Here is a 21,212-nt window from a genome sequence, read left to right on the forward strand (position 1 = left end):
GGGTCGCTTAGCGTGGGGGCGTTGACGTCGAGAGGGGTCGTGATGCGGGCCGGGATGTTGAGTGTGGCGGAGTTGGTGGGGCTGGTCGAGGCAGGGGAACTCGATACGGTGCTGGTCGCCATGACGGATATGCAGGGGCGGTTGCAGGGGAAGCGTTGTTCGGCACGGTATTTCGTGGAGGAAGTGCTGGATCACGCCACCGAGGCCTGTAACTATCTGCTGGCGGTCGATGTGGAGATGACGACCGTCGACGGGTATGAGATGTCGTCGTGGGATACGGGGTACGGGGACTTCGTGTTGCGGCCGGATCTGGGGACGTTGCGGCTGGTGCCGTGGTGGCCGGGGACCGCGCTGGTGCTCTGCGATGTGGAGCAGGTGCAGGCGCACGGTAGGGCGGGGCGGCCGGTGACGGCGTCGCCGCGGCAGGTGTTGCGGGCGCAGCTGGATCGGCTGGCCGAGCACGGTTTACAGGCTTTCGTCGGCACCGAACTCGAGTTCCTGGTGTTCGACGACACCTATGAGGCGGCGTTCGCGCGCGGGTATCGCGAGCTCACCCCGGCCAATCAATACAACGTCGACTATTCCGTGCTCGGCACCGGCCGCATCGAACCGCTGCTGCGCCGCATCCGCACCGAAATGTCCGGCGCGGGAATGTATGTCGAATCCGCCAAGGGCGAATGCAATCCGGGCCAGCACGAGATCGCCTTCCGCTTCGACGAGGCACTGATCACCTGCGACAACCACAGCATCTACAAGACCGGGGCCAAGGAGATCGCCGCCCAGGACGGGCGCAGCATCACCTTCATGGCCAAATACAATGAGCGGGAAGGCAATTCCTGCCACATCCACCTGAGCCTGCGCACGATGGCCGGCGAGCCGGTCTTCCCCGACGGCAACGGCGAGCCCTCCGCACTGATGCGGCACTTCCTGGCCGGTCAACTCGACGCACTGCGCGAGCTCACCTACTTCCTGGCCCCGAACATCAACTCCTACAAGCGGTTCCAGGCCGGAAGTTTCGCACCCACCGCCCTGGCCTGGGGTCGCGACAACCGCACCTGTGCGCTGCGGATGGTCGGGCACGGACCGTCGCTGCGCTTCGAGAACCGCATTCCCGGCGGCGACGTCAACCCGTATCTGGCAGTCGCCGCCGCCATCGCCGCCGGATTACACGGCATCGAACACCATCTGCCGCTGGAGCCGGAATTCCACGGCAATGCCTACCGCTCGCACCGGCCGCGCGTGCCCCACACGCTGCGCGAGGCCGCCCAACTCTTCGGCGAGAGCAAGGTGGCGCAGAAGGCGTTCGGCCCGGAGGTGGTGCGGCACTACCGCAATGCCGCACAGATCGAACTCGACGCCTACGACGCGGCCGTGACGGACTGGGAGCGGGTGCGTGGCTTCGAACGACTCTGAGCGCAGGCCGTTGATCGGCCTGCCGACCTACTCCGAACGCGCCCGGTTCGGCCGCTGGGACGTGGACGCGGCGGTCCTGGCGCGCACCTACATCGACCTGACCGAGCGCGCCGACGGCATCCCGGTCCTGTTGCCGCCCACCGGAACACCGCGCCCCGAACTCGTCGAACGCCTCGACGGCCTGGTCCTCACCGGCGGCGCGGACCTCGACCCCGCCCGCTACGGCGCGCCCGCGCACCCCGAGACCGGCCGCCCGCGCACCGACCGCGACGAGTCCGAGTTCGGGCTCTTCACGCTGGCGCGCGCCGCCGGAGTGCCGGTGCTGGCGATCTGCCGTGGCCTGCAACTGGTGAACGTGGCCCTCGGCGGCACCCTGCACCAGCACCTACCTGACGTCCTCGGACATCTCGAACACAACCGCGTGCCTGGCACTTTCAACATCACCACGGTCGCGACGGTTCCGGGCAGCCAGGTCGCGGCCATCGTGGGCCCCGAGGTGAAGGCGCACTGCCACCACCATCAGGCCATCGACACGCTCGCCGACGACCTCACCGCCACCGCGCACGCCCCGGACGGCACCATCGAGGCCGCCGAAACCCGCGAGGGACCGTTCCTGCTGGGCGTGCAATGGCATCCGGAGGAGAACACGACCGACACCCGCCTGATGCGGGCGCTGGTCGAACAGGCCACACAGTACGGAAGGGAGCGCAACCGGTGACAACGACCGACGTGGTCGATCCGGCCACCGAAAAGGTGGTCGCCACCATCGAATTGGCGGACGAAGCCGCCACCGATGCCGCGATCGCCCGCGCACAGCGGGCCTTCGAGAGCTGGCGGGCCGTCACACCCGGGGATCGGGCGCGGCTGCTGCGCCGCTTCGCCGACGCCGTCGACGCCGAACTCGAACAATTGGCGCGGCTCGAGGTCCGCAATGCCGGGCACACCATCGGCAATGCCCGCTGGGAGGCCGGCAATGTCCGCGACGTGCTGCACTACAGTGCGGGCCTGCCGGAACGCCTGCTGGGCAGCCAGATTCCGGTCGCCGGGGGCGTCGACATCACCTTCTGCGAGCCGCTGGGCGTGGTCGGCATCATCGTGCCCTGGAACTTCCCCATGCCGATCGCGGCGTGGGGTTTCGGGCCCGCGCTGGCGGCCGGGAACACGGTGGTCCTCAAGCCCGCCGAGCTGACCCCGCTCACCGCCATCCGGCTCGGCGAACTCGCGGTGGAAGCCGGGCTGCCCGAGCATGTCTTCCAGGTGATTCCGGGCAAGGGTTCGGTGGTCGGGGCCCGCTTCGTCACCCACCCGGCGGTCCGCAAGGTGGTGTTCACCGGTTCCACCGAGGTCGGCAAGCAGATCATGGCCGGATGCGCCGACCAGGTGAAGCGGGTGACCCTCGAATTGGGCGGCAAGAGCGCCAATATCGTGTTCGCCGACGCGGATATCGAACGCGCCGCGGCCACCGCGCCCTACGGCGTCTTCGACAATGCCGGTCAGGACTGCTGCGCCCGCTCGCGGATCCTGGTACAGCGCAGTGTCTTCGACCGCTTCCTGGAACTGCTGGAACCGGCCGTGCAAGGCGTCGTGGTGGGCGATCCGTCGGATGCGGCTACCGAGATGGGTCCGCTCATCTCCGCCGCGCACCGCGAGCGGGTCGCCGGATTCCTGGAACCCTCGACCAAGGTGGCGTTCACCGGGTCCCGCCCGGAGGGGCCCGGATTCTGGTTCCCGCCAACAGTTGTCCTGCCCTCGGGCCCCGAAGACCGGGTGCTCACCGAGGAGGTGTTCGGCCCGGTCGTGACCGTGTCGCCGTTCGAGGACGAGGCCGACGCGCTGCGCCTGGCCAACGACACCGAATTCGGGCTGTCGGGCTCCATCTGGACCTCCGATGTCGGCCGCGCGCTGCGCGTGGCCCGCGGCGTCGAAGCCGGGAACCTGTCGGTGAATTCGCATTCCTCCGTGCGGTATTGGACACCGTTCGGCGGTTTCAAACAGTCCGGCCTGGGCCGCGAACTCGGACCCGACGCCGCGCGCGCCTTCACCGAAACCAAGAACGTCTTCCTCGCCACCGAATAACCCGCCACCGAACAAGACCCATCCGAGAAGAAGGAGATACGTTGCAGCGCTTACAGGATCGCGTCGCGGTCGTGACCGGCGGCGGGAGCGGCATCGGGCTGGCCACCGTCCGGCGCTTCGCCCAGGAGGGCGCGAAAGTCGTTGTCGCCGATATCGACGCCACCTCCGGCGAGGCCGCCGCGGCCGAGGTCGGCGGGCTGTACGTGAAGGTGGACGTCACCGACGAGGCTCAGGTCGAGGCGCTTTTCCAGACGGCGTTCGACACCTACGGCGGCGTCGACATCGCGTTCAACAATGCGGGAATCTCTCCGCCGGAGGACGATTCGATCCTCACCACCGGCCTCGAGGCGTGGAAGCGAGTCCAGGAAGTCAACCTGACCTCGGTGTACCTGTGCAGCAAATACGCGATTCAGCACATGCTCGAGCGTGGTAAGGGCTCGGTCATCAATACCGCGTCGTTCGTCGCGGTCATGGGCGCGGCCACCTCGCAGATCTCCTACACCGCCTCCAAGGGCGGGGTGCTGGCCATGAGCCGGGAGCTCGGAGTGCAGTTCGCGCGCCAGGGTATTCGCGTCAACGCGCTGTGCCCGGGACCGGTCAACACTCCCCTGCTGCAGGAGCTGTTCGCCAAGGATCCCGAGCGCGCGGCACGGCGACTGGTGCACATTCCGGTCGGGCGTTTCGCCCAGCCGGAGGAGATCGCCGCCGCCGTGGCCTTCCTCGCCAGCGACGATTCCTCCTTCATCACCGCCTCGCAGTTCCTGGTCGACGGCGGCATCTCCGGGGCGTACGTCACCCCGCTGTAGTGGAACCTCAGGCGCCGACGGGGGTTTCGGCCCCCGGCGGTTCCTCCACCGTCCGCTTGGGGCCGGTGAACCAGCCCCGTGCCGAGACGAACCACCAGATCGCGATCGCCCCGACCACGCCCACCAGGGCGATCGGTGCGTAATTGACCGCGTTCCAGGTGAATCCGTCCACCCACGGATAGCCGTGGTCATCGGTGGGCAGGATGAACAGCACGCTGATGAACACGATCCAGATCAGCGAGATGATCCCGACCGGCAGATACCAGCGACCCAATTGCCAAGGCCCCGTGCGGAATCGGTCACCGTGACGCAGGCGCAGCAGCACCGGCAGGCCGTAGGCGATATACAGGCCGATGGTGGCCACCGAGGTGGCAGCCGCATACGCGGTCGGGGCGTTCGCTTCGGGCACCAGCATGGACGGGATCAGCAGGATGAACGCGAACACCGACACGAACAGCACCGCGTTCACCGGCACCTTGCGCGCCGAGAGCTTCGCCCACAACCTCGAGCCCGGCACCGCGCCGTCGCGGGAGAAGGCGAACAGCATGCGCGAGGCCGCGGTCACCGAGGCGTAGCCGCAGAACAATTGGGCGACCGCGGCAATGATGAGCAGCAGGCCCGACCAGAACGAATTCAGCGAGTTCTGCAGGATATAGATGACCGGATAGCCGCTGTTCTTCGTCGGATCCAGTGAGTCATCGAGATTCGGAATCGCGAAGGTCACCGCCATGATCAGCAGATAACCCGCGACGGCCGACACCACAATGGTGTTGATGATGCCCTTGGCCGCGGTCCGCGAGGCGTCGTGCGTCTCCTCCGACATATGCGCCGAGGCGTCGTAACCGGTGAACGTGTACTGCGCGTGCAACAGTCCGAGCAGGAAACTGACGGTGATGCCACCGAATCCGATCGCGCTGTTGTCCACCGTCTTGGTGAACACGAACCCCACACTCTGATGGTGATGCGCACCGAACCCGAGCACCAGCACGAACAGCGCCACACCGCCCACATGCCACCAGGCCGACACATTGTTGATGACCGCCGACAGATGCGGGCCGATGGCATTCAGAATCGCGTGCAGCACAATGATTCCCGCGAACACCAGGAAAATGGCATTGCGGTCGGTCCCGATATCCCAGCCGATCACGTTCAGCACCACGGTGGTGAAGATCGCCGCCCCGTAATCGATGGCCGCGGTCACCGCGATCTGCCCGACCAGATTGAACCAGCCGGTGAACCAGCCCCAGACGGGGCCGCCCAATTCCGAAGCCCACCAATACAATCCGCCCGACGTCGGATACGCCGACGCCAATTCGGCCATGGCCAGACCCACGAACAACACCATCACCGACACCAGCGGCCAGCCCCACGCCATGGTGATCGGCCCGCCGTTCTGCAGGCCGATCCCATAACTGGCCAAACCGCCGGTCAGAATCGAGACAATGGTGAAACTGATGGCGAAGTTGGAAAATCCGGACCAGGATCGCGCCAATTCCTGTTTGTAGCCGAGTTCGGCGAGCCGCCGTTCATCGTCACCGGATCGAGGCTGGGTTGCGGTCATACGTGCTCCCAAGTGAAAACACCGCCCTCACACGGCGTTTGCGTGGAGATCAGTGTGCGGGAATCCAGCCCCGACCCGCAGCGCAACGCTGAAACTGATTACAGTTCAGGCATCCGCGCGCTGCGCTTGCGCGAGGGCCGCCAGCTCCTTGAAGTTCACGATCCCGCCGGCCGCACCCCAGGTGCCCTCGGCCTGCTCGTTGATCAGTACCCACACCCGCAGGGCGTCGGCCTGGCCGAGACCCGCGGCGGTGAGCACGTTCTCGGTGACCTCGGCGACGAGTCCGGCCTTGCGGCGGTCCGACAGCGCGCCCTCGGGCACCGTCACATCGACGCGGAAGCGCGGCAGGTCGTCGCCGAGCGCGGCGAAGCCACCGTCGGTGACCTCCTCGATGCGGCACCACGCCTGGGCCCGGAAGAAGGCGTTGTCGGGGGCGCCCTCCCACTTCAGCAACGTCGTGGGCAGCGTCTTCGACAGTTCGGCGCGCGCCTGCTCGCTCAGGGTTCCGGCGGGGAGGGTGAGGTGGATCATCGGCATCGCGGCACTCCTTCTGACCTGTCCGACCGTCCTATAACGATCGTTATAGTCAGGGCACGGTACTCTATGACAGTCGTTATAGCCAGGGAGGTCGTCGATGCCGGGAACGCCAGCACCGGATGCGCGCCGCAAGCTGGTGGCGGGCGCAGCCGACATGATCCGGCGGCGCGGTCTCAATGCCACCAGCGTGCGGGAGTTGGCCAAGTACGCTCGCGCACCGCTCGGATCGACCTATCACTACTTTCCGGGCGGCAAGACCCAACTCGCCACGGAGGCAGTGACATTCGCTGCCGAACTGACCACGAAGCTGCTCACCCGCGAACTCGAGCGGGGACCGGTCGAGGGATTGCGCGCCTTCCTCGCGATGTGGCGCGACACCTTGACAGACACCGACTTCCGGGCCGGGTGCCCGGTGCTGGCGGTGGTGGTGGAAGACCTGCCCGAGGCCGAGGGCGCACCCCGCGAAGCGGCCGCGACCGCATTCGCGAGCTGGACCGACCTGATAGCGGCGTCATTGACCGAGCACGGGGCCGAGCCCACCGACGCCCGGGGCACCGCCACCCTCGTCATCGCGGCGGTCGAAGGCAGCGTCGCACTGTGCCGCGCCGAACAGAGCACCGAGCCCCTCGATCGCATTGCCGAGCAGCTGGAATTCCTGGTGCGGTGCGCGATCACCCGCACCCGGCCCTGACCCGCGAGCTCAGCGGGCGCGCAGTCCGGCGGCGGTCACGGCGACCAGACGGGCCACCGCCGCATCGGATTTCTGTTCCGCGGCCGCCGACAACGCGTGCAGGCAGTAGGAGGCCAGTTCCTCCGGCGGGGTGTCGGTGCGGAGTTCGCCGGCGGCGGCGGCCTCTTCGATCAGCTGCCCGATGAGGTCGCGAAGCTGGTTGTGCGCGTTGATGATCTGGTCGTCCGGGTGCAGGAAGCGCACCAGGTCGCGGTCGTGGCCGCCGGTCTGCTGGGCGATGTGGGCGTAGGCGGTGAGCACCGCGTCGAGGCGGGCGCTCGCGGTGCCCGCGCCGTCGCGGACCGCGACGAGTTCACCGAGGTGGGCGTCGATGCGGCGGGTATGCCAGGTGCGCAGGATGGTTTCGACGTCCGGGAAGTACTTGTAGAGCGTCGCGCGGCCGATGCCCGCACGCTCGGCGACCTGCGACATGGTCACTCCACGCAATCCCTGTTCGAAGGCCAGTGCCGCCGTCGCGTCCAGGATCGCGTCCGTCACCCCGCGACGATGGGCGTCGATCGTTTCGTTCCACAGCTTCGGCACCCGACAACCATACAGAATGACCGGTCTATCGACACAGACGCTTGACCATAGACACTCTGTCTCGATAAATTCGAGAGATGCATCCGCACAGCGACGATCCGCATCCCGAATACCACGATCCAGCAGCCCCCGACACCCTGTACACGGTCAAACCGCCCTGGGATATCGACCGCCCGCAGGCGGCGTTCGAGTCGCTCGCGGAGGCGGGCGCGTTGCGCGGCCGGGTTCTCGACCTCGGCTGCGGCACCGGCGAGCACGCCCTGCTCGCGGCGAGTCTCGGCCTCGACGCCACCGGCATCGACCTGTCCGGCCAAGCCCTGGAGACGGCTCGCGGTAAGGCCGCCGAGCGCGGGCTGAAAGCCACCTTCGTCCGCCACAGCGCACTCGAACTGTCCGGTCTCGGCGACGTTTTCGACACCGTCCTCGATTGCGGCCTGTTCCACCTCTTCGACGGCGACGACCGCATCGCACTGGTGAGCGGCCTCGCCACCGTCGTGCGTCCGGGCGGCCACTACCACCTGCTCGGTTTCAGCGACCGCCAGCCCGGCACCTGGGGACCGCACCGGCTCACCCGCGACGACATCGAATCCGCCTTCCCTACTGCCGATTGGCAGCTCGATTCCCTGGAACCGGCCACCCTCGACATCAACCCCACGCCGACCCCCGTCGCGGCCTGGCTGGCCACCGTCACCCGGCGCTGATCACCGTGCCCGCCTTGGAATCCCGCATCCCCACCGATCGCCCCGCCCGCTATCTGCGCCAATTCCGCACGCACGCCGAGGCAATGGCGTCCCCACGCGGTCACCGACTGCGCTCACATGCCGGAAAACCGCACTCCCCCACCGATGTCCAGCTCCGGGTCGAAGGCACCGACGAGCGAGCGACCGCCCACTTCGACCCGTGGGGGACGTGCCTGCTCACCGCCACGCCCGACGCCCTGCTCATCCGTATCGATGCCGCCGACACCGCGAGCCTCGACCGCCTGCGCGACCTCGTCACCGCCGATCTCACCCGCTTCGGCCGGGGCACGCTGAGCATCGAATGGCACCCGGCCGGTTAGTAATACGACGCAGGAGCGGTCAGGCGATTGCGCAGGCGACGGTGGTCAGGGCCGCCGGGAACCGGTCATTGGCCTGCTCGGTGTTGATGCTGAGGGACACCGCCGTCCCACGGGGTGTGGCCAGGGCGAGGGTGATGAAGCCGGGAATGCCGCCGGCGTGGCCCCAAAAGTCCTTGATGTCCTTGCCGTCCGCACCGCATGCCATCCGGAATCGGATCAGGCCGAGGCCGTAGTCCATATCGGGGGACGACGGCATGGGCATGGTCTGCTGCATCTGCGCGAGTTGCGCTGCGGGGAGCAGTTTCCCGGACAACAGCGCAGCGAAGAACCGGGTCAGATCGGCCCCCGTCGAGACGATCGCGCCCGCCGCGCCCGCCCACGCCACCTCCATCTCGGTGACATCGACCTGCCTTCCGTCGACACTGCGGTAGCCGTGCGCGTACGGGGCACGCATCCCGGTATCACCCGCTGCCGGGAAGTAGGTGTCGTGCAGGCCGAGATGATCCAGGATCCGGCTGCCGATCTCGGTGGCGAGCGGATGGCCGGTGAGGTGTTCGATCAGCAACTCCAGCAGCGCGTAATTGGTGTTGGTGTACTCGAATCGCGCGCCCGGCTCGAACTGCGGCGGCATGCTCATGGCGATGCCGACCACATCGGCCGCGGTCAGATCGCGATACGCCTTGCCGTCGCCGGTCTGATCGAGTTGCTGCGGCAGCTTGTGCGAGGGGTCCTCCGGTGCGAAGTCCGCCAGGCCGCTGGTGTGCTGCAACAGCTGGTGCACGGTGATGCGGGTGCCGTCGTTCCCGTTGCCCGCCACCACCTCCGGCAGGTACCGCGCGATCGGGGCCTCCGGGTCGACGGCGCCCTCGGCGGCGAGTTGCAGCACGACCGTGGCGACGAAGCTCTTGGTGACGCTGCCGATGCGGAAGTGGGCGTGCTCGTCGTAGGGTGCGCCAGTGGCCAGATCGGCAGCGCCCGCGGTGGCGGTGCGCTGTCCGTCGGGCCCATGGAGGACTGCCTGCGCCCCGGGGATGTCCGGGCCGACCAGCGCGGTCAGCGCGGCGGTGACCGGATCGGGCGCGGCCGGGCGCGAACTCGCCGTGCTCCCACCACAACCGGCCGTCACGAGTACCGCCGCGGCGACCAGGCCGTACCCTCCACGCCGAAAAATGCTCGCACCCACGCAGTTACCCACTCTCCACGACATCACCCGGGCCACTTCGGTTACGACGCTATGGACACGGGCGACGCGTTCCTATCCGGTATCACCCCGACGACCACCCCGAATTCGTCCTACCTCTGCGGTAGTACGCGCGGTCAGGCGAGCCCGGCCCGCAGCACCAGAATCGCGATCTGGGTGCGGTTTTCCAGGCCCAGCTTGGCGATGATGCGGCTGATGTGAACCTTGACCGTGGATTCGCTCATATGCAGGGTGCGGGCAATCTCGGCATTGCCCGCCCCGGTCGCGACCGCCTGCGCCACTTCACGTTCCCGGTCGGTGAGCTGATCCAGCTGGGCCAGCGCATCGGGCTGCTGAGAACCCGGCCCCTGGGTGAAGGCGGTGAGCATGCGTTTGGTGATGGCGGGCGCGAGGATGGCGTCGCCCGCCGCGACCACCTCGACCGCCCGGGCCAGTTCACGCGGTGGCGTGTCCTTGAGCAGGAATCCGGCGGCCCCGGATTCCAGTGCGGCGTAGACGTATTCATCCAGGCCGAAGGTGGTGAGGACGACGACCGCCGGAGCGTCGGGCAGGGCGCGGACCCGGCGGGTCACCTCGAGACCGTCCACATGCGGCATCCGGATATCGGTGACGACCACGTCGGGCCGGTGGCGGCGCACCAGATCCACGATGGCACGGCCGTCGGCATCCTGGGCCACCACCTCGATGCCGCCACCGGCCTCCAGGATCATGGCGATGCCGGAGCGCACCAGTTCCTCGTCGTCGAGCAACACCACCCGGATCACGAAACCTCCTTCACCGCATCGTCATTCGTCCACCGAATCCGATTCGTCCAACGGGAACGTCGCATGCACCCGATAGCCACCGGCGGCCAGCGGGCCGGAATGCAGTGCGCCCCCGGCCAGTTCGACCCGCTTGCGCATGCCGACCAGCCCGAAACCGGAGCCCGAGGCGGCCAGCGCGGTCGCGTCCCCACGACCGTTGCGCACGTCGATATCGAGGCGATCGCCGACCACGCCGAGCGCGGCCCGCACCTCCGCACCGGCGGCATGCTTGGCGGCATTGGTCAACGCCTCCTGCACCACGCGATACGCCGCCCGGCCGACCGGGCCCGTGACCGGTGGCAGTTCGACCGGAGCGGTGAACTCCACTCGCTGCCCGGCGGCCACGGCGACCTCGACGAGCTCGGTGATGGACGTCAGATCCGGCGCGGGCCGCAGCGGCGCACGATCGGCTGTGGAATCGTCCTGCTCCACAGCGCCTTCCGGCGCGCGCAGCAGGCCCAGCAGCTCCCGCATCTCGGTCAGCGCGCGCGACCCGGTCGCGCGAATGGTCGCCGCGATCTCGGCGGGCTTGCCCTCGGCGGACACCTCCAGCGCCCCGGCCAGCACGGTAATCTGCGAAATCCGGTGCGCCACAATGTCGTGCAGCTCCCCCGCGATGCGCAGCCGCTCGGCCTCCACGGCCGCCGCCGCCCGCAGATCGCGTTCCCGCTCGGCCTGTTCGGCCCGTTCCCGCAGCGCGGCCAGGGTTTCCGCGCGCTGATTGGCCCACAGCCCCCACAGCAACGGGACGATCAACATGGGCACGACGACGGCCGAGCGACTGAAGAACACATACCAGCCGTTGGGTGCGCCCCACGGCACCACCGCCACCACGATCGCCGCCGTCGACGCCAGCCAGGTCACTCGGCGATTGCCGTAGCGGCGGCCGACGGCGTACATCGCCACCAGCATGGGAGCGGTCGCGCCGACCAGCATCTGGCCCAGCCCGGCCGCGACGAGCACGGCCATCGGGCGGTAGCGACGCAGCAGCAGAGCGAATCCGACCGCGATCGCCACGGGCGGTCCGGCGGCGGCGGGCAGCAGGCCGATCGAGGAGGTGTGCACCTCCGAGTAGCCCACCCAGCCGAACAACGCGGCGAGCACGACATCGAGGATCGTGCTGCCGATCCGCCGTGTCGTGCTCACTCCGGCAACCCTACTCGGCGCGGCATTCTCAGACGTCACGGCGCGCGAGCAGCACCGCACCCAGCGCCAGCAAACCGGCGGACAGGGCGAACAGCGGCAGCACCAGCAGCAGCGGATTGCCGGAACCCGGCTGCACCGACTGCCCGGCCGACAGGAACGGCATCAGCTTGGCGTTCACCCCGGCCAGCACGCCACCGGTCTCCACCACGGTCGGGAAGCCGATCGCCGCGACCATGGCCAGGGTGCCGTTGCGGGTGATGGCCGCGACCCCGAGACCCGCCAGCGCCGCGAGCATCACATACACCGGCATACCGGCGAAAGCGTAGGCCAGATGCGAGGTTCCGGTGGGCAGAGTCGAGACCAGGCCCTGCACCAGCACGGTGATTCCGGCCAGCGCGACGCCGTACAGGGCGGCGACACCGCCGGCGGTGATCGCCTTGGCGGCCATCACGCGGCCCGGCTTACGCAGGGTCAGCATGGTGGTGGTGATGGTGCCGTAGCGGTATTCATGCCCGAAGGCGTTGACCGCCACGGCCGTCGCGAAGAGGGCGGCCAGCATCAGCGGCAGGCCGTGCACCGACGCCGCGAACTGTTCGGTGGGCGTCGCGTAGGCGCGGCCGGCGGACAGGTAGGCGATGAAGCCCTGCACCGCGAGGCCGACGGCCAGCAGCGTCCAGGTGGAACGCACGGTGGCCAGGCGGGTCAGTTCGTAGCGAATCGCAGTGATCATGAGTCGAATTCCTTCGGTATCGGGTGGCCGGTGTCAGGCGGCGACGTGGCCGCGGTACTGGGCGGCGTCGGCCGTGGCGTTGAAGTAGGCGTCCTCGAGGCTGGTGTGCGCCTGGGTCAGCTCGGTGACCAGCAGGCCCGCCTGCATGGCGAGCACGGCGACGCGCTGCCGGTCGTCGCCGTCGACCACGACCGCGCCATCGGCCTGGACGCCGACCCGGAAACCATTGCGGCTCAGCATCTCCGCGAGCGCCTCGGGGCGATCGGTACGGGCAACGATGCGGGAGGCGGAGTTGCGGCCCACGAAGTCCGCCACCGATTCCGCGGCCAGCAGCCGTCCCGCGCCGATCACGATGAGCGAATCCGCCAGGTGCGCCATCTCATTGAGCAGATGCGAGGACACGAAGACGGTGCGGCCCTGGCGCGCAAGTCCTTTGAGCAGGTCACGCAGCCAGCGCACGCCCTCGGGATCCAGGCCGTTGGCGGGCTCGTCGAGAATGATCGTGGCCGGATCACCCAGCAGCGCGGACGCCAGCCCGAGCCGCTGCTGCATGCCGAGGCTGAATCCGCCCGCCCGTTTGCCCGCGACATCGGCCAACCCGACGAGCCCGAGCACGTGCTCGACCCGGTCCTCACCGATCCCGGCGCCGGCCGCGATCATCCGCAGATGGCCGATCGCGGTGCGCTTGGGATGCACCGAGCGAGCATCCAGCATCACGCCGACCGAGCGCAGCGGATCGGTGAGTTCGGCGTAGGTCTGCCCGTCGAAGAGGGTTCGGCCGCTGCCGTGGTCGAGGCCGAGCATGAGGCGCATGGTGGTGGATTTGCCCGCGCCATTGGGTCCGAGGAAGCCGGTCACCACGCCGGGCCGCACGTCGAAGGACAGATTGTCGACCGCCGGTACATCGCCGTAGCGCTTGCCCAGTCCGCGTGCCTGGATCATGCCGTTCACCTCTCGCCGGTGGGTGCCGCCTGCTGCGTCACCGTGTCGGCCTCGACGATGCCGGGTCGGGACGTCCCGGCCATCAGACGACAGCACATGCCCGGCTAACACTTTTGGCTTACAGGCCGGTCAGACGAGGTCTTGCTCGGTTGAGCAAACCGGCGTACGGTTTTGCTCATGCAAGCAAAAGTCAACTCAGGCGAGCAAGGCACGGGGCGGACATTCACCGAGCTTGCCCGCCGCGCGCAGATCGTGGACGCGGCCATCGAGGTCATCGCCGATCAGGGGTATGCGAACGCCTCCTTCGCGAAGATCGCCAAGCAGGCCGGGCTCTCCAGCACCGGGATGATCTCCTACCACTTCCGCGGCAAGGGCGATCTGATCCGTGAGGTCGTCACCCGCATCATGGCGGTCTCGGCCGAATTCATCGGCGGCAAGCTCGGCACCGAAGCGGGGTACCGCGGCCGGATGCTCGCCTTCTTCGCCGCCAATCTGGCCCTCGTCGACGAATATCCCAACCATTTGCGGGCACTGTCGAATATCGCGGCCAATGCCGGGACCGACGACCCGCACCTGTTCGGACTGCTCGACCAATTGGGTTCCGTCGCAACCGCACAGGCCGACATTCTGCGCGCGGGCCAGCGCGACGGCGTCTTCCGCGCATTCGATCCGGTCGTCATGGTGATGGCCATTCGCGGCTCCCTCGACGCCGCCATCGCCCGCGCCGCAACCGATCCCGGATTCGACGCCGCGGCCACCGCGCGCGAACTCGCCGACCTCTTCGACCGCGCCACCCGGAAGGACTCGTGACCATGACCCAGCCCACGGCCGCCCCCTCGGCCGACACCACCGAACGCACCCCCGCGCAGAAGCGCGCCGCGCTGCGCAGACACATTGCCCGCCAGGTGATCCTGGAACTACTCCTGCCGATCGGCGCCTACTACGGGCTGCGCGCGGCCGGCGTGAGCCCGTGGGCGGCCCTCGTCGCGCCGGCGCTGCTCACCCTGCCGTTCCTCGCCTACGACGCCGTGCGTCACCGCCGGGTGGACGCGGTCGCGCTGTTCACCCTCACCATGATCGCGGCCGCCACCCTCGTCTCCCTGGTCACCGGCGATCCTCGCACGTTGCTGGTGCGCGACAGCTGGCTCTTCGGCGCGATCGGCCTGTGGATTCTGGCGACGCTGTGGACGCAGCGACCCATGATGCGCAGTATGGCCCGCACCATCGTCACGGTGAAAATCGGCGAGGCCGGATATCGCGAGTGGGATACCCGCTGGGACAGCGATTCCCGATTCCGGCATCAGCTGCGGGTGCTGTCGGCGGTATGGGGCGCGGGCTTCACCGTGGACGCCGTCATCCGTATCGTGGTCGCCTATTCACTGCCGCTCGACACCATTCCGTTGGTCACCACACTGCAGTGGCTGGTCGTGCTCGGCGGGCTCATCGGGTTCCATATCTTCTACGTCAACCGCAATGGTTTGAAGGTGTGAATCCGTATGGAGCGGGGGGCGAGCCGGGAAATTGCCGAAAATTGTGTTAGCCCCCTCGACAGATCCGCCGTCCACGCACCGTCCGGTGATACGTTTTCTCTATGGCCGCAGGTGGCCGGGTAATCGTTTGCGCATCAGGGAGATGCCGTGTCCAGAGCTGTGAAAGTTACTACCGCATGGTTGTGCGGGGGGATTCTCGGGATTGTCGCCGGGTTGTTCGGAGCGGGCGGCGCACACGCCGATGACTCCGGCGGGCCGGCTCAGGTCGGGGACACTGTGTATTTTTCGCTCGGACAGTGGAACTGCTCCATCGCCGGAAACGGTGCGGTGGGTTGCGATCTCGCGGTTCCGGCCGCCGTCATGAATGTGCTGTACGCGGGAGCACAGGTCCCGTTCCCGAATGTGCCTGCCATTCTCATCGATTCGACCGCGGCGCCCGCGCATCCGGAGTGGAACTCGAGCGGCAGCCACACGCTGCCGGGCGGCAATCCCGCGCTGGCGGCCATCGCGCAGGTCAGCGGGCACGACCCGGAGTTCTTCATCACCCATGCCGGGGCCACCTGCCAGATCACCTTCAACGGTTCGGCGGTGTGCAGTTCGATGGGGCACGGGTTCAGCCAAAGGGGACCAGTGCCTTTCGGCTACTGATCCCCTCGGACTCATTGATTTACCGGTACCAGACGCCGGAATCCCAGTCGCCGTAGTCCCAGACATTGAAATCGTAACGACCATGTGCTCCCCCGAAGAGGTAACCCCACCAGCCGGCCGAAGTGTCGCAGATCTGGTCGTCGTGGTTGCACACCGACAACACCGGGAAGCCGCCGAACCAATCATCGACGCCCGCAAGCGGATAGCCGACGATGCCGCTGCCGGGAGTCGAGGACAAACCTGCCCCGCCCGGGCCCGCATCCCGCTTGGGATCCGAGAGCAGAATGGCATTCGCGTTATCGACATCCTGGTGTGCGGTGACCCAGGCGTGCACGATTCCGGCACCTTCGGAGTGCCCGATGATCCGGATGTGATCGCCGGGGCATTCGTTGCGGTGCTGCCAGAACAGCCGATCGAGTTCGTTCAACCCCGACATCGGGTCGGCGGAGTTGTACCCGACGGGCTGGTTCACAAAGGCGGAGAACACGGACGAGTTGTTGTCGCCGAGCCCGCCGATGCCGATCGACCAATCGCCGGTGCAGTCATCGGCATTGGCCGTCGCGGCCGTCAGGTGTGTGATGGTGGAAAAGAGGATAGCCAACAATAATGCGGCGAAGAGCGCCGTTGCTCTACGCATGGTCGTAACTTTCTTATAGGACTGACCTCCGGGGCGAGCCCGGCTTGCTCACGATGTACCCAGCAATTGCTGGCGTTCTTCATTCCTGCCGAAACAGTTACCTGAGCCCTGTTTTCGTAGGCCGTTTCGCGATGTCAGGGCGTTTCCGTGGGCGCGGAGGCCCCGACTTGCCCGACGTTGGCACGCTGTCCGGACCGGACAAACCCGCGGGCCGGACCGGCATTGTCGTACTGCGTTCCCCACCAGCGTTTTTCACCCTCGGCGGGCATTCGCCCGGCACCAGCGGGGTGGCGAAATTCCTACCTTCTGTCCGGGGCACATCGGCCCCGCCGAACAGGAGGAAGACATGATCATCAAATCCGCTCTCGCCGCCACCGCGCTCGGACTGGCCGGCATCGCCTGCGCCACAACGGTCGTCACCGCCGCCCCGGCGTCCGCCGCCATCGTCAACGAGGGCGCGATCGCGGTGTCGACCTCGACCGGCACCATCGGGTCGTCGTGGAATTACCACAGTGTGGGCGACGCGCAGATCGTCGCGGTTCGCAACTGCGGCCACGCCGATTGCACGGTACTGACCACGTTCACCTTTTGCGGTGCGGTCGCGGTCAATCGGGGCTATTGGCACGGCGGGTACGGCACCACCCTCGCCGCCGCCGAAAGCGACGCCATCGCCGGAGCCGGTGGCGGCCGCATCGCCCACTACACCTGCAACGGGCGATAGCCGTGCGAATTCTAAAATGGCTCGGCGATTCCCCACGGCGGCAACTACATTGGCCGGATACTGGCGGGGATCCAGCGGGTACGGGGGAAAACGTGGTGGCTGTGGAGCTCGATGACGGCCGGACACGGTCGCCGCGTGCGGTTTTCGCCGAGCGCTTCGACAAACTGCATGCGGCGGCGGGTAATCCGACGCTGCGCCGGGTCGCTAGCGCGGCCGAGGACCGGATGCGCGCGGCGCGCGGGAATCGGCCCGGCGGCGCGTCCGCACAGCGCATCAGCGATTGGAAGGCGGGCCGAAACGTCCCGGCCCGCTTCGAATCCCTGCTCCCTGTGGTCTTGACCCTCATCGAACTGGCGAGCAAGGCGGGCAACCCGCTACCACCGACGCTCGCCGATCCCGCCGAATGGCAGCGACTCTGGCGTGAGGCAACCAGCTGGAACCCTGGACAGGACGCAGAAGCCGCCTGCCCGTATCCGGGCCTGCGCGCCTACGGGGCCGAACAGCGAAATCTGTTCTTCGGTCGGTCCCGCGCGGTCACCGAGCTAACGGATGCCGTCCGGACGGCCACCGGCCTCACCGCGGTGATCGGCGCCTCCGGCGCAGGCAAATCCTCCCTCCTCGCAGCGGGATTGGCACCCGCACTGAACGATTGGGAAATCACCACCCTCACCCCGGGCTCGCATCCCTACACAGCCCTGCTCGAGGCCCTCGGCCGGCCGGGCGCGACACCGCCGACCGAGAGCGAGGGCCAACCGGCGGAGCGCGATGAGCCTTCGGCACGGCATTCGGATGGTGGTGTGGCGCTGGCCTTGTCGGCGGCGCGGATCGGCGGGCCACGCCGGTTGGTGGTCGTCGATCAGCTGGAGGAGCTGTTCACCGCGTGCGTCGACGAGCGGGAGCGGGAGCTGTTTCTGGGTGTCCTCGACAGCGTCGCAAGCCGCGCGGACGATCCGGTCGCGGTGGTGGTGGCGCTGCGCGCGGACTTCTACGCGCACTGCCTCAATCACCTGATCCTGCAGGACGCGCTGGAGCATCGCGGCTATCTGCTGGGTCCGCTGCGGATGGACGAACTGTCGCAGGCGGTTTCGGGTCCGGCGCGGGCGGTCGGGCTGGAGTTGGAGCCCGGCCTGGAGGAGTTGATCACCACCGAATTATGCGGCGCCGGGGACCGTCACGGCCGCCGCACCTACGATCCCGGCGCGCTGCCGATGCTCTCGCACGTCATGGCCGCCACCTGGCAGCATCGGGAGGGCCGACGGCTGACCATCGCCGGGTATCGGCGGGCGGGCGGCGTGGTCGGCTCGGTCGCCGAGACCGCCGAATACGCGTGGAACGAACTGTCTTCCGACCAGCAGCGCGCCGCCCGCGAACTGCTGCTCGGCCTCGTGACAGTCAGCCAGGATTCCCGCGACACCCGCCGCACGGTGGCCCGCGACGACCTCCTGCGCCGGACCGACGCCCACGAAGACGCCACCGCCGCACTGGAACTCCTCGCCCGCACCCGCCTGATCACCCTCGACGCCGACGCCGTCACCCTCACCCACGAAATCGTCCTCACCGCCTGGCCTCGCCTGCGCGGCTGGATCGATGAGGACCGGGTCGGGTATCTCATCCGCCAGCGACTCGAGTCCGACGCCGCGGAATGGGCGGCCCAAGAACGCGATCCATCGCTGCTGTATCGCGGATCCCGGTTGCAGAGCGCCCGCGAGCACGCCGATCCACCACCGATCGGTCCACTGGCACAGGAGTTTCTGACCCGCTCGGCAACGGCCGTGAGCACGACCCGTCGCCGATCCCGCGGCCTCCGGGCGGTTCTGGCGCTGTTCGGTGTCGGACTGCTCGTGGTGGGTTTCGGCCTCTACTCTCAGATACGGCTGGCCGATCAACGCGACGCGGACAGCCGGTTCGCCGCGGTTCTGGCCGCGGCCGATCGGGTTCAGCACACCGATCCGTCGCTGGCCGCGCAGCTGGATCTGGTCGCATGGCGGCTACGGCCCGGTGATTCCACCGTGCGGTCGAGACTGCTGCAGTCCCAGGCGACTCCGCTGGTGACCGTCACCCCAGGACATACGGATGTGATCAAGCAGATCGCGTTCCAGCCCAGCGCGCGCACCCTCGCATCGGTGGACGAATCCGGCAACCTTCAGCTCTGGGATACCACCGATCCGAAGCATCCACGCGTGCGGGGACAGCAGCTGACCGGTATCGCGGCGGTAGCCCTCGATACGACAGCGCGGTTGATGGCCACCAGTACCCGCCCCGGAGCCGACAGCAACAGCATCCCGAACGCGAATTCGATTGTCACGCTGTGGGATATCTCCGATCCGGCGACTCCGCGCCAGTTGGTCCAATTGCCTATGCTCTCACTCGAGACCCAGCTGGCGATCAGCCCGGACGGCCGCACCCTGGTGACCATGGGCTGGCGCGCATTCACGCTGTGGGACATCGGCAATCCGGCCGCTCCGATCCAACGGGCATCTCGCGAGCTGCCGACCTCCGATGCCTACGGCTCTACCGGCAAGGTGCGTTTCAGCCCCGATGGGCGGCTGCTCGCCCGCGCGAACCGGGAAGGGTCACCCAACCTCAATTCGGTTCAGCTGTGGGATGTCTCGCAACCGAACAACCCGACCCTGGTGGCTCCAGCCTTCGCCATCAGCCCAGAGTCCGTCCGCCAGACCGGCGTGGTCGACCTCGACTTCCGTCCCGACAGTGCGGTTCTCGCGGTCGGCATAACGCCCGAGTCTGATTCGCATGGCATCGTGCAGCTGTGGGACCTCGCCGATCCGGCACACCCGCGGATGGCCTCCAGTCGGGAGATCGACCGGGGCAGCATGTCCGCGCTCGCCTTCGCCCCGGACGGCCATGCGCTGGCCGTGGCCGTCGGCGAGACGGTGACCGTCTGGAACGTGACCGATCCCGCCGACCCGGCACTGCTGGTCGACGACTTGGCGGTAACCGCGGGCATCTGCCACTCACCCGTCGACGACCACCAATACGAGTGTGTACCCGAACCGCGTACGCTCGCGTTCACCGCGGACGGCCGCAGCGTGCTCACCGGCACGTCCACCGGTGACGTCCACACCTGGTCGCTACCGACCGCGCTGACCCCGACCGCACCGGGTTCGAACGAGATCTCCGACTTCGCGGCCAACGGCACCGAGCTCGCGGTCGGGCTCTCCAGCAGAGACACGGCCACCCTCTGGGATATCCGAAACCTGCAGGCCCCCAGGACGATCACGCAGTATCGGTTCGCTCATAGTCTGGGCTCGAGCCGGCTCTCCTCGGACGGCACCCTGCTGCTGGCGATGGATATGAGCCTGGGCACCGTCACGCTGATCGACGTGACCGACCCGGCCGCCATCCATCCACGCGGAACCTGGACCTTCCCCGATCCCTCCGCGTACCGCTACTGGCAGATCAGCCCCGACCTCCGCACCGCCGTCACCATCGATGACCAGAAGGTGATGCAGCTGTGGGACTTGAGCAATCCGTCCCGCACGACGCCGCTCGGGGCCGCGGTCCCGCTGACGGAGAACGGGACCTTCAGTTTCGGGGTGGACGGCAAGACCATGATCGAGACCAGCGCCGCCGGAACCGCGGAAGAGATCACCACCCTGTGGAGCCTCGCCAACCGGTCGCATCCGAGCCGGGTCGCGGAATTGATCCGCCTCCCCGAGGGCGACGCAGCATCCGTTGTCATCGCACCCGACCTGCGCACGATGGTGGTTTCCGAGAAGGGAACCGTGCAGGCGTGGGATATCAGTGACCCACACCGGATACGGAAGCTGGGTGGCGCGCTCGCGGGGAAACTCCCAGCGGCCGAGGCAGTGTCGTTCACGCCGGACTCGCAACGTCTGCTGGCGCGCGGCTCCGACGGCGCCGTACAACTGTGGGACTTCACCGATCGGGCCCACCCCACGCAGACCGCTGCCCTCACTTCCACTGCCGGATACGGCGACACGGGTGCGGCGATGTCGTTGGGCAACAACTACCTGGCCGCCATCACGACCGAGGGCACGTTGGCGCTATGGGATTTCGACACGCAGCACGCCATCGACCGGATCTGTTCGATCACCGGCACGTTCTGGACCGAGAGCCTCTGGCATCGGTATCTGCCGCAACAGCCCTATCAAGCACCGTGCCGAGCCACGAGCTGAGCTGAATCGCG

21 protein-coding genes are annotated in these 21,212 nt (G+C 67.8%); 12 read left to right on the plus strand and 9 right to left on the minus strand.

The window, feature by feature from the left end; genetic code table 11:
• Positions 1–42 precede the first annotated feature (42 nt).
• From ACFXHA_RS28605 to ACFXHA_RS28620, 4 genes are read left to right on the plus strand one after another with little or no spacing between them, the layout of a single operon-like run.
• Positions 43–1,413, plus strand: a complete 1,371-nt coding sequence (locus ACFXHA_RS28605; RefSeq protein WP_379362303.1) for a glutamine synthetase family protein — start codon at positions 43–45, stop codon at positions 1,411–1,413.
• The gene (locus ACFXHA_RS28610) at positions 1,394–2,131 is read left to right on the plus strand and encodes a gamma-glutamyl-gamma-aminobutyrate hydrolase family protein (RefSeq protein WP_379362067.1); all 738 of its coding nucleotides are present in this window, start codon (positions 1,394–1,396) and stop codon (positions 2,129–2,131) included. The genes ACFXHA_RS28605 and ACFXHA_RS28610 overlap by 20 nt, the downstream gene beginning before the upstream one ends.
• Positions 2,128–3,489 carry an aldehyde dehydrogenase family protein gene (locus tag ACFXHA_RS28615; RefSeq protein WP_379362068.1) on the plus strand — a complete coding sequence of 454 codons (1,362 nt, stop codon included), beginning with the start codon at positions 2,128–2,130 and terminating at the stop codon, positions 3,487–3,489. The genes ACFXHA_RS28610 and ACFXHA_RS28615 overlap by 4 nt, the downstream gene beginning before the upstream one ends.
• 20 nt (positions 3,490–3,509) lie before the next feature.
• Positions 3,510–4,295 carry a 3-oxoacyl-ACP reductase gene (locus ACFXHA_RS28620; RefSeq protein ID WP_379362304.1) on the plus strand — a complete coding sequence of 262 codons (786 nt, stop codon included), beginning with the start codon at positions 3,510–3,512 and terminating at the stop codon, positions 4,293–4,295.
• Positions 4,296–4,302: 7 nt separating this feature from the next.
• Here ACFXHA_RS28620 and ACFXHA_RS28625 read toward each other — a convergent pair whose 3' ends face one another.
• The gene (locus ACFXHA_RS28625) at positions 4,303–5,856 is read right to left on the minus strand and encodes an amino acid permease (RefSeq protein WP_379362069.1); all 1,554 of its coding nucleotides are present in this window, start codon (positions 5,854–5,856) and stop codon (positions 4,303–4,305) included.
• A 105-nt stretch (positions 5,857–5,961) separates the two neighbouring features.
• Positions 5,962–6,393: a 4-oxalocrotonate tautomerase family protein gene (locus ACFXHA_RS28630; RefSeq protein WP_379362070.1), complete on the minus strand. Its 432-nt coding sequence runs from the start codon at positions 6,391–6,393 to the stop codon at positions 5,962–5,964.
• Between the two features lie 97 nt (positions 6,394–6,490).
• Between ACFXHA_RS28630 and ACFXHA_RS28635 the strand changes: the two genes are divergently transcribed.
• Positions 6,491–7,084: a TetR/AcrR family transcriptional regulator gene (locus ACFXHA_RS28635; RefSeq protein WP_379362071.1), complete on the plus strand. Its 594-nt coding sequence runs from the start codon at positions 6,491–6,493 to the stop codon at positions 7,082–7,084.
• 9 nt (positions 7,085–7,093) lie between these two features.
• On the opposite strand, the gene ACFXHA_RS28640 is transcribed toward ACFXHA_RS28635, so the two are convergent.
• Positions 7,094–7,666: a TetR/AcrR family transcriptional regulator gene (locus tag ACFXHA_RS28640; protein WP_379362072.1), complete on the minus strand. Its 573-nt coding sequence runs from the start codon at positions 7,664–7,666 to the stop codon at positions 7,094–7,096.
• A 77-nt stretch (positions 7,667–7,743) separates the two neighbouring features.
• Here ACFXHA_RS28640 and ACFXHA_RS28645 point away from each other — a divergent pair, with 77 nt between their 5' ends.
• Positions 7,744–8,367, plus strand: a complete 624-nt coding sequence (locus tag ACFXHA_RS28645) for a class I SAM-dependent methyltransferase (protein ID WP_379362073.1) — start codon at positions 7,744–7,746, stop codon at positions 8,365–8,367.
• 14 nt (positions 8,368–8,381) lie between these two features.
• Positions 8,382–8,726 carry a DUF2218 domain-containing protein gene (locus tag ACFXHA_RS28650; RefSeq protein ID WP_379362074.1) on the plus strand — a complete coding sequence of 115 codons (345 nt, stop codon included), beginning with the start codon at positions 8,382–8,384 and terminating at the stop codon, positions 8,724–8,726.
• A 19-nt stretch (positions 8,727–8,745) separates the two neighbouring features.
• Here ACFXHA_RS28650 and ACFXHA_RS28655 read toward each other — a convergent pair whose 3' ends face one another.
• The 5 genes from ACFXHA_RS28655 to ACFXHA_RS28675 all read right to left on the minus strand — a co-directional run bounded on the left by ACFXHA_RS28655 (position 8,746) and on the right by ACFXHA_RS28675 (position 13,548).
• Positions 8,746–9,909, minus strand: coding sequence for a serine hydrolase domain-containing protein (locus ACFXHA_RS28655; RefSeq protein WP_379362075.1), 1,164 nt, complete (start codon positions 9,907–9,909; stop codon positions 8,746–8,748).
• A gap of 134 nt (positions 9,910–10,043) precedes the next feature.
• Positions 10,044–10,691: a response regulator gene (locus tag ACFXHA_RS28660; RefSeq protein WP_379362076.1), complete on the minus strand. Its 648-nt coding sequence runs from the start codon at positions 10,689–10,691 to the stop codon at positions 10,044–10,046.
• Positions 10,692–10,712: 21 nt separating this feature from the next.
• Positions 10,713–11,876: a sensor histidine kinase gene (locus ACFXHA_RS28665; protein ID WP_379362077.1), complete on the minus strand. Its 1,164-nt coding sequence runs from the start codon at positions 11,874–11,876 to the stop codon at positions 10,713–10,715.
• Between the two features lie 28 nt (positions 11,877–11,904).
• A complete protein-coding gene (locus ACFXHA_RS28670; protein ID WP_379362078.1) occupies positions 11,905–12,606 on the minus strand; it encodes an ABC transporter permease in 702 nt (233 codons plus the stop codon).
• 33 nt (positions 12,607–12,639) lie between these two features.
• A complete protein-coding gene (locus ACFXHA_RS28675; protein WP_379362079.1) occupies positions 12,640–13,548 on the minus strand; it encodes an ATP-binding cassette domain-containing protein in 909 nt (302 codons plus the stop codon).
• A gap of 177 nt (positions 13,549–13,725) precedes the next feature.
• Here ACFXHA_RS28675 and ACFXHA_RS28680 point away from each other — a divergent pair, with 177 nt between their 5' ends.
• The 3 genes from ACFXHA_RS28680 (at position 13,726) to ACFXHA_RS28690 (ending at position 15,686) form a co-directional block, all read left to right on the plus strand.
• The gene (locus ACFXHA_RS28680) at positions 13,726–14,358 is read left to right on the plus strand and encodes a TetR/AcrR family transcriptional regulator (protein WP_379362080.1); all 633 of its coding nucleotides are present in this window, start codon (positions 13,726–13,728) and stop codon (positions 14,356–14,358) included.
• 2 nt (positions 14,359–14,360) lie between these two features.
• Positions 14,361–15,038 (plus strand): VC0807 family protein, encoded by a 678-nt coding sequence (locus ACFXHA_RS28685; protein ID WP_379362081.1) that lies wholly within the window; start codon positions 14,361–14,363, stop codon positions 15,036–15,038.
• A 276-nt stretch (positions 15,039–15,314) separates the two neighbouring features.
• Positions 15,315–15,686 (plus strand): hypothetical protein, encoded by a 372-nt coding sequence (locus ACFXHA_RS28690; protein WP_379362082.1) that lies wholly within the window; start codon positions 15,315–15,317, stop codon positions 15,684–15,686.
• 19 nt (positions 15,687–15,705) lie between these two features.
• Here ACFXHA_RS28690 and ACFXHA_RS28695 read toward each other — a convergent pair whose 3' ends face one another.
• Positions 15,706–16,323, minus strand: a complete 618-nt coding sequence (locus ACFXHA_RS28695) for a cutinase family protein (RefSeq protein WP_379362083.1) — start codon at positions 16,321–16,323, stop codon at positions 15,706–15,708.
• A gap of 346 nt (positions 16,324–16,669) precedes the next feature.
• Between ACFXHA_RS28695 and ACFXHA_RS28700 the strand changes: the two genes are divergently transcribed.
• Positions 16,670–17,044, plus strand: a complete 375-nt coding sequence (locus ACFXHA_RS28700; protein ID WP_379362084.1) for a DUF4189 domain-containing protein — start codon at positions 16,670–16,672, stop codon at positions 17,042–17,044.
• Between the two features lie 95 nt (positions 17,045–17,139).
• Positions 17,140–21,201, plus strand: a complete 4,062-nt coding sequence (locus tag ACFXHA_RS28705; protein WP_379362085.1) for a hypothetical protein — start codon at positions 17,140–17,142, stop codon at positions 21,199–21,201.
• Positions 21,202–21,212 lie beyond the last annotated feature (11 nt).

It is taken from the genome of Nocardia sp. NPDC059240, assembly GCF_042753865.1.
Classification (GTDB): domain Bacteria; phylum Actinomycetota; class Actinomycetes; order Mycobacteriales; family Mycobacteriaceae; genus Nocardia.

What these genes read in the sequence shown, in the direction of transcription:
- ACFXHA_RS28605 (WP_379362303.1), top strand. Translation starts at nt 43, where the DNA reads ATGCGGGCCGGGATGTTGAGTGTGGCGGAGTTGGTGGGGCTGGTCGAG.
- ACFXHA_RS28625 (WP_379362069.1), bottom strand. Translation starts at nt 5,856, where the DNA reads ATGACCGCAACCCAGCCTCGATCCGGTGACGATGAACGGCGGCTCGCC.
- ACFXHA_RS28630 (WP_379362070.1), bottom strand. Translation starts at nt 6,393, where the DNA reads ATGCCGATGATCCACCTCACCCTCCCCGCCGGAACCCTGAGCGAGCAG.
- ACFXHA_RS28635 (WP_379362071.1), top strand. Translation starts at nt 6,491, where the DNA reads ATGCCGGGAACGCCAGCACCGGATGCGCGCCGCAAGCTGGTGGCGGGC.
- ACFXHA_RS28645 (WP_379362073.1), top strand. Translation starts at nt 7,744, where the DNA reads ATGCATCCGCACAGCGACGATCCGCATCCCGAATACCACGATCCAGCA.
- ACFXHA_RS28670 (WP_379362078.1), bottom strand. Translation starts at nt 12,606, where the DNA reads ATGATCACTGCGATTCGCTACGAACTGACCCGCCTGGCCACCGTGCGT.
- ACFXHA_RS28675 (WP_379362079.1), bottom strand. Translation starts at nt 13,548, where the DNA reads ATGATCCAGGCACGCGGACTGGGCAAGCGCTACGGCGATGTACCGGCG.
- ACFXHA_RS28680 (WP_379362080.1), top strand. Translation starts at nt 13,726, where the DNA reads ATGCAAGCAAAAGTCAACTCAGGCGAGCAAGGCACGGGGCGGACATTC.
- ACFXHA_RS28685 (WP_379362081.1), top strand. Translation starts at nt 14,361, where the DNA reads ATGACCCAGCCCACGGCCGCCCCCTCGGCCGACACCACCGAACGCACC.
- ACFXHA_RS28695 (WP_379362083.1), bottom strand. Translation starts at nt 16,323, where the DNA reads ATGCGTAGAGCAACGGCGCTCTTCGCCGCATTATTGTTGGCTATCCTC.
- ACFXHA_RS28700 (WP_379362084.1), top strand. Translation starts at nt 16,670, where the DNA reads ATGATCATCAAATCCGCTCTCGCCGCCACCGCGCTCGGACTGGCCGGC.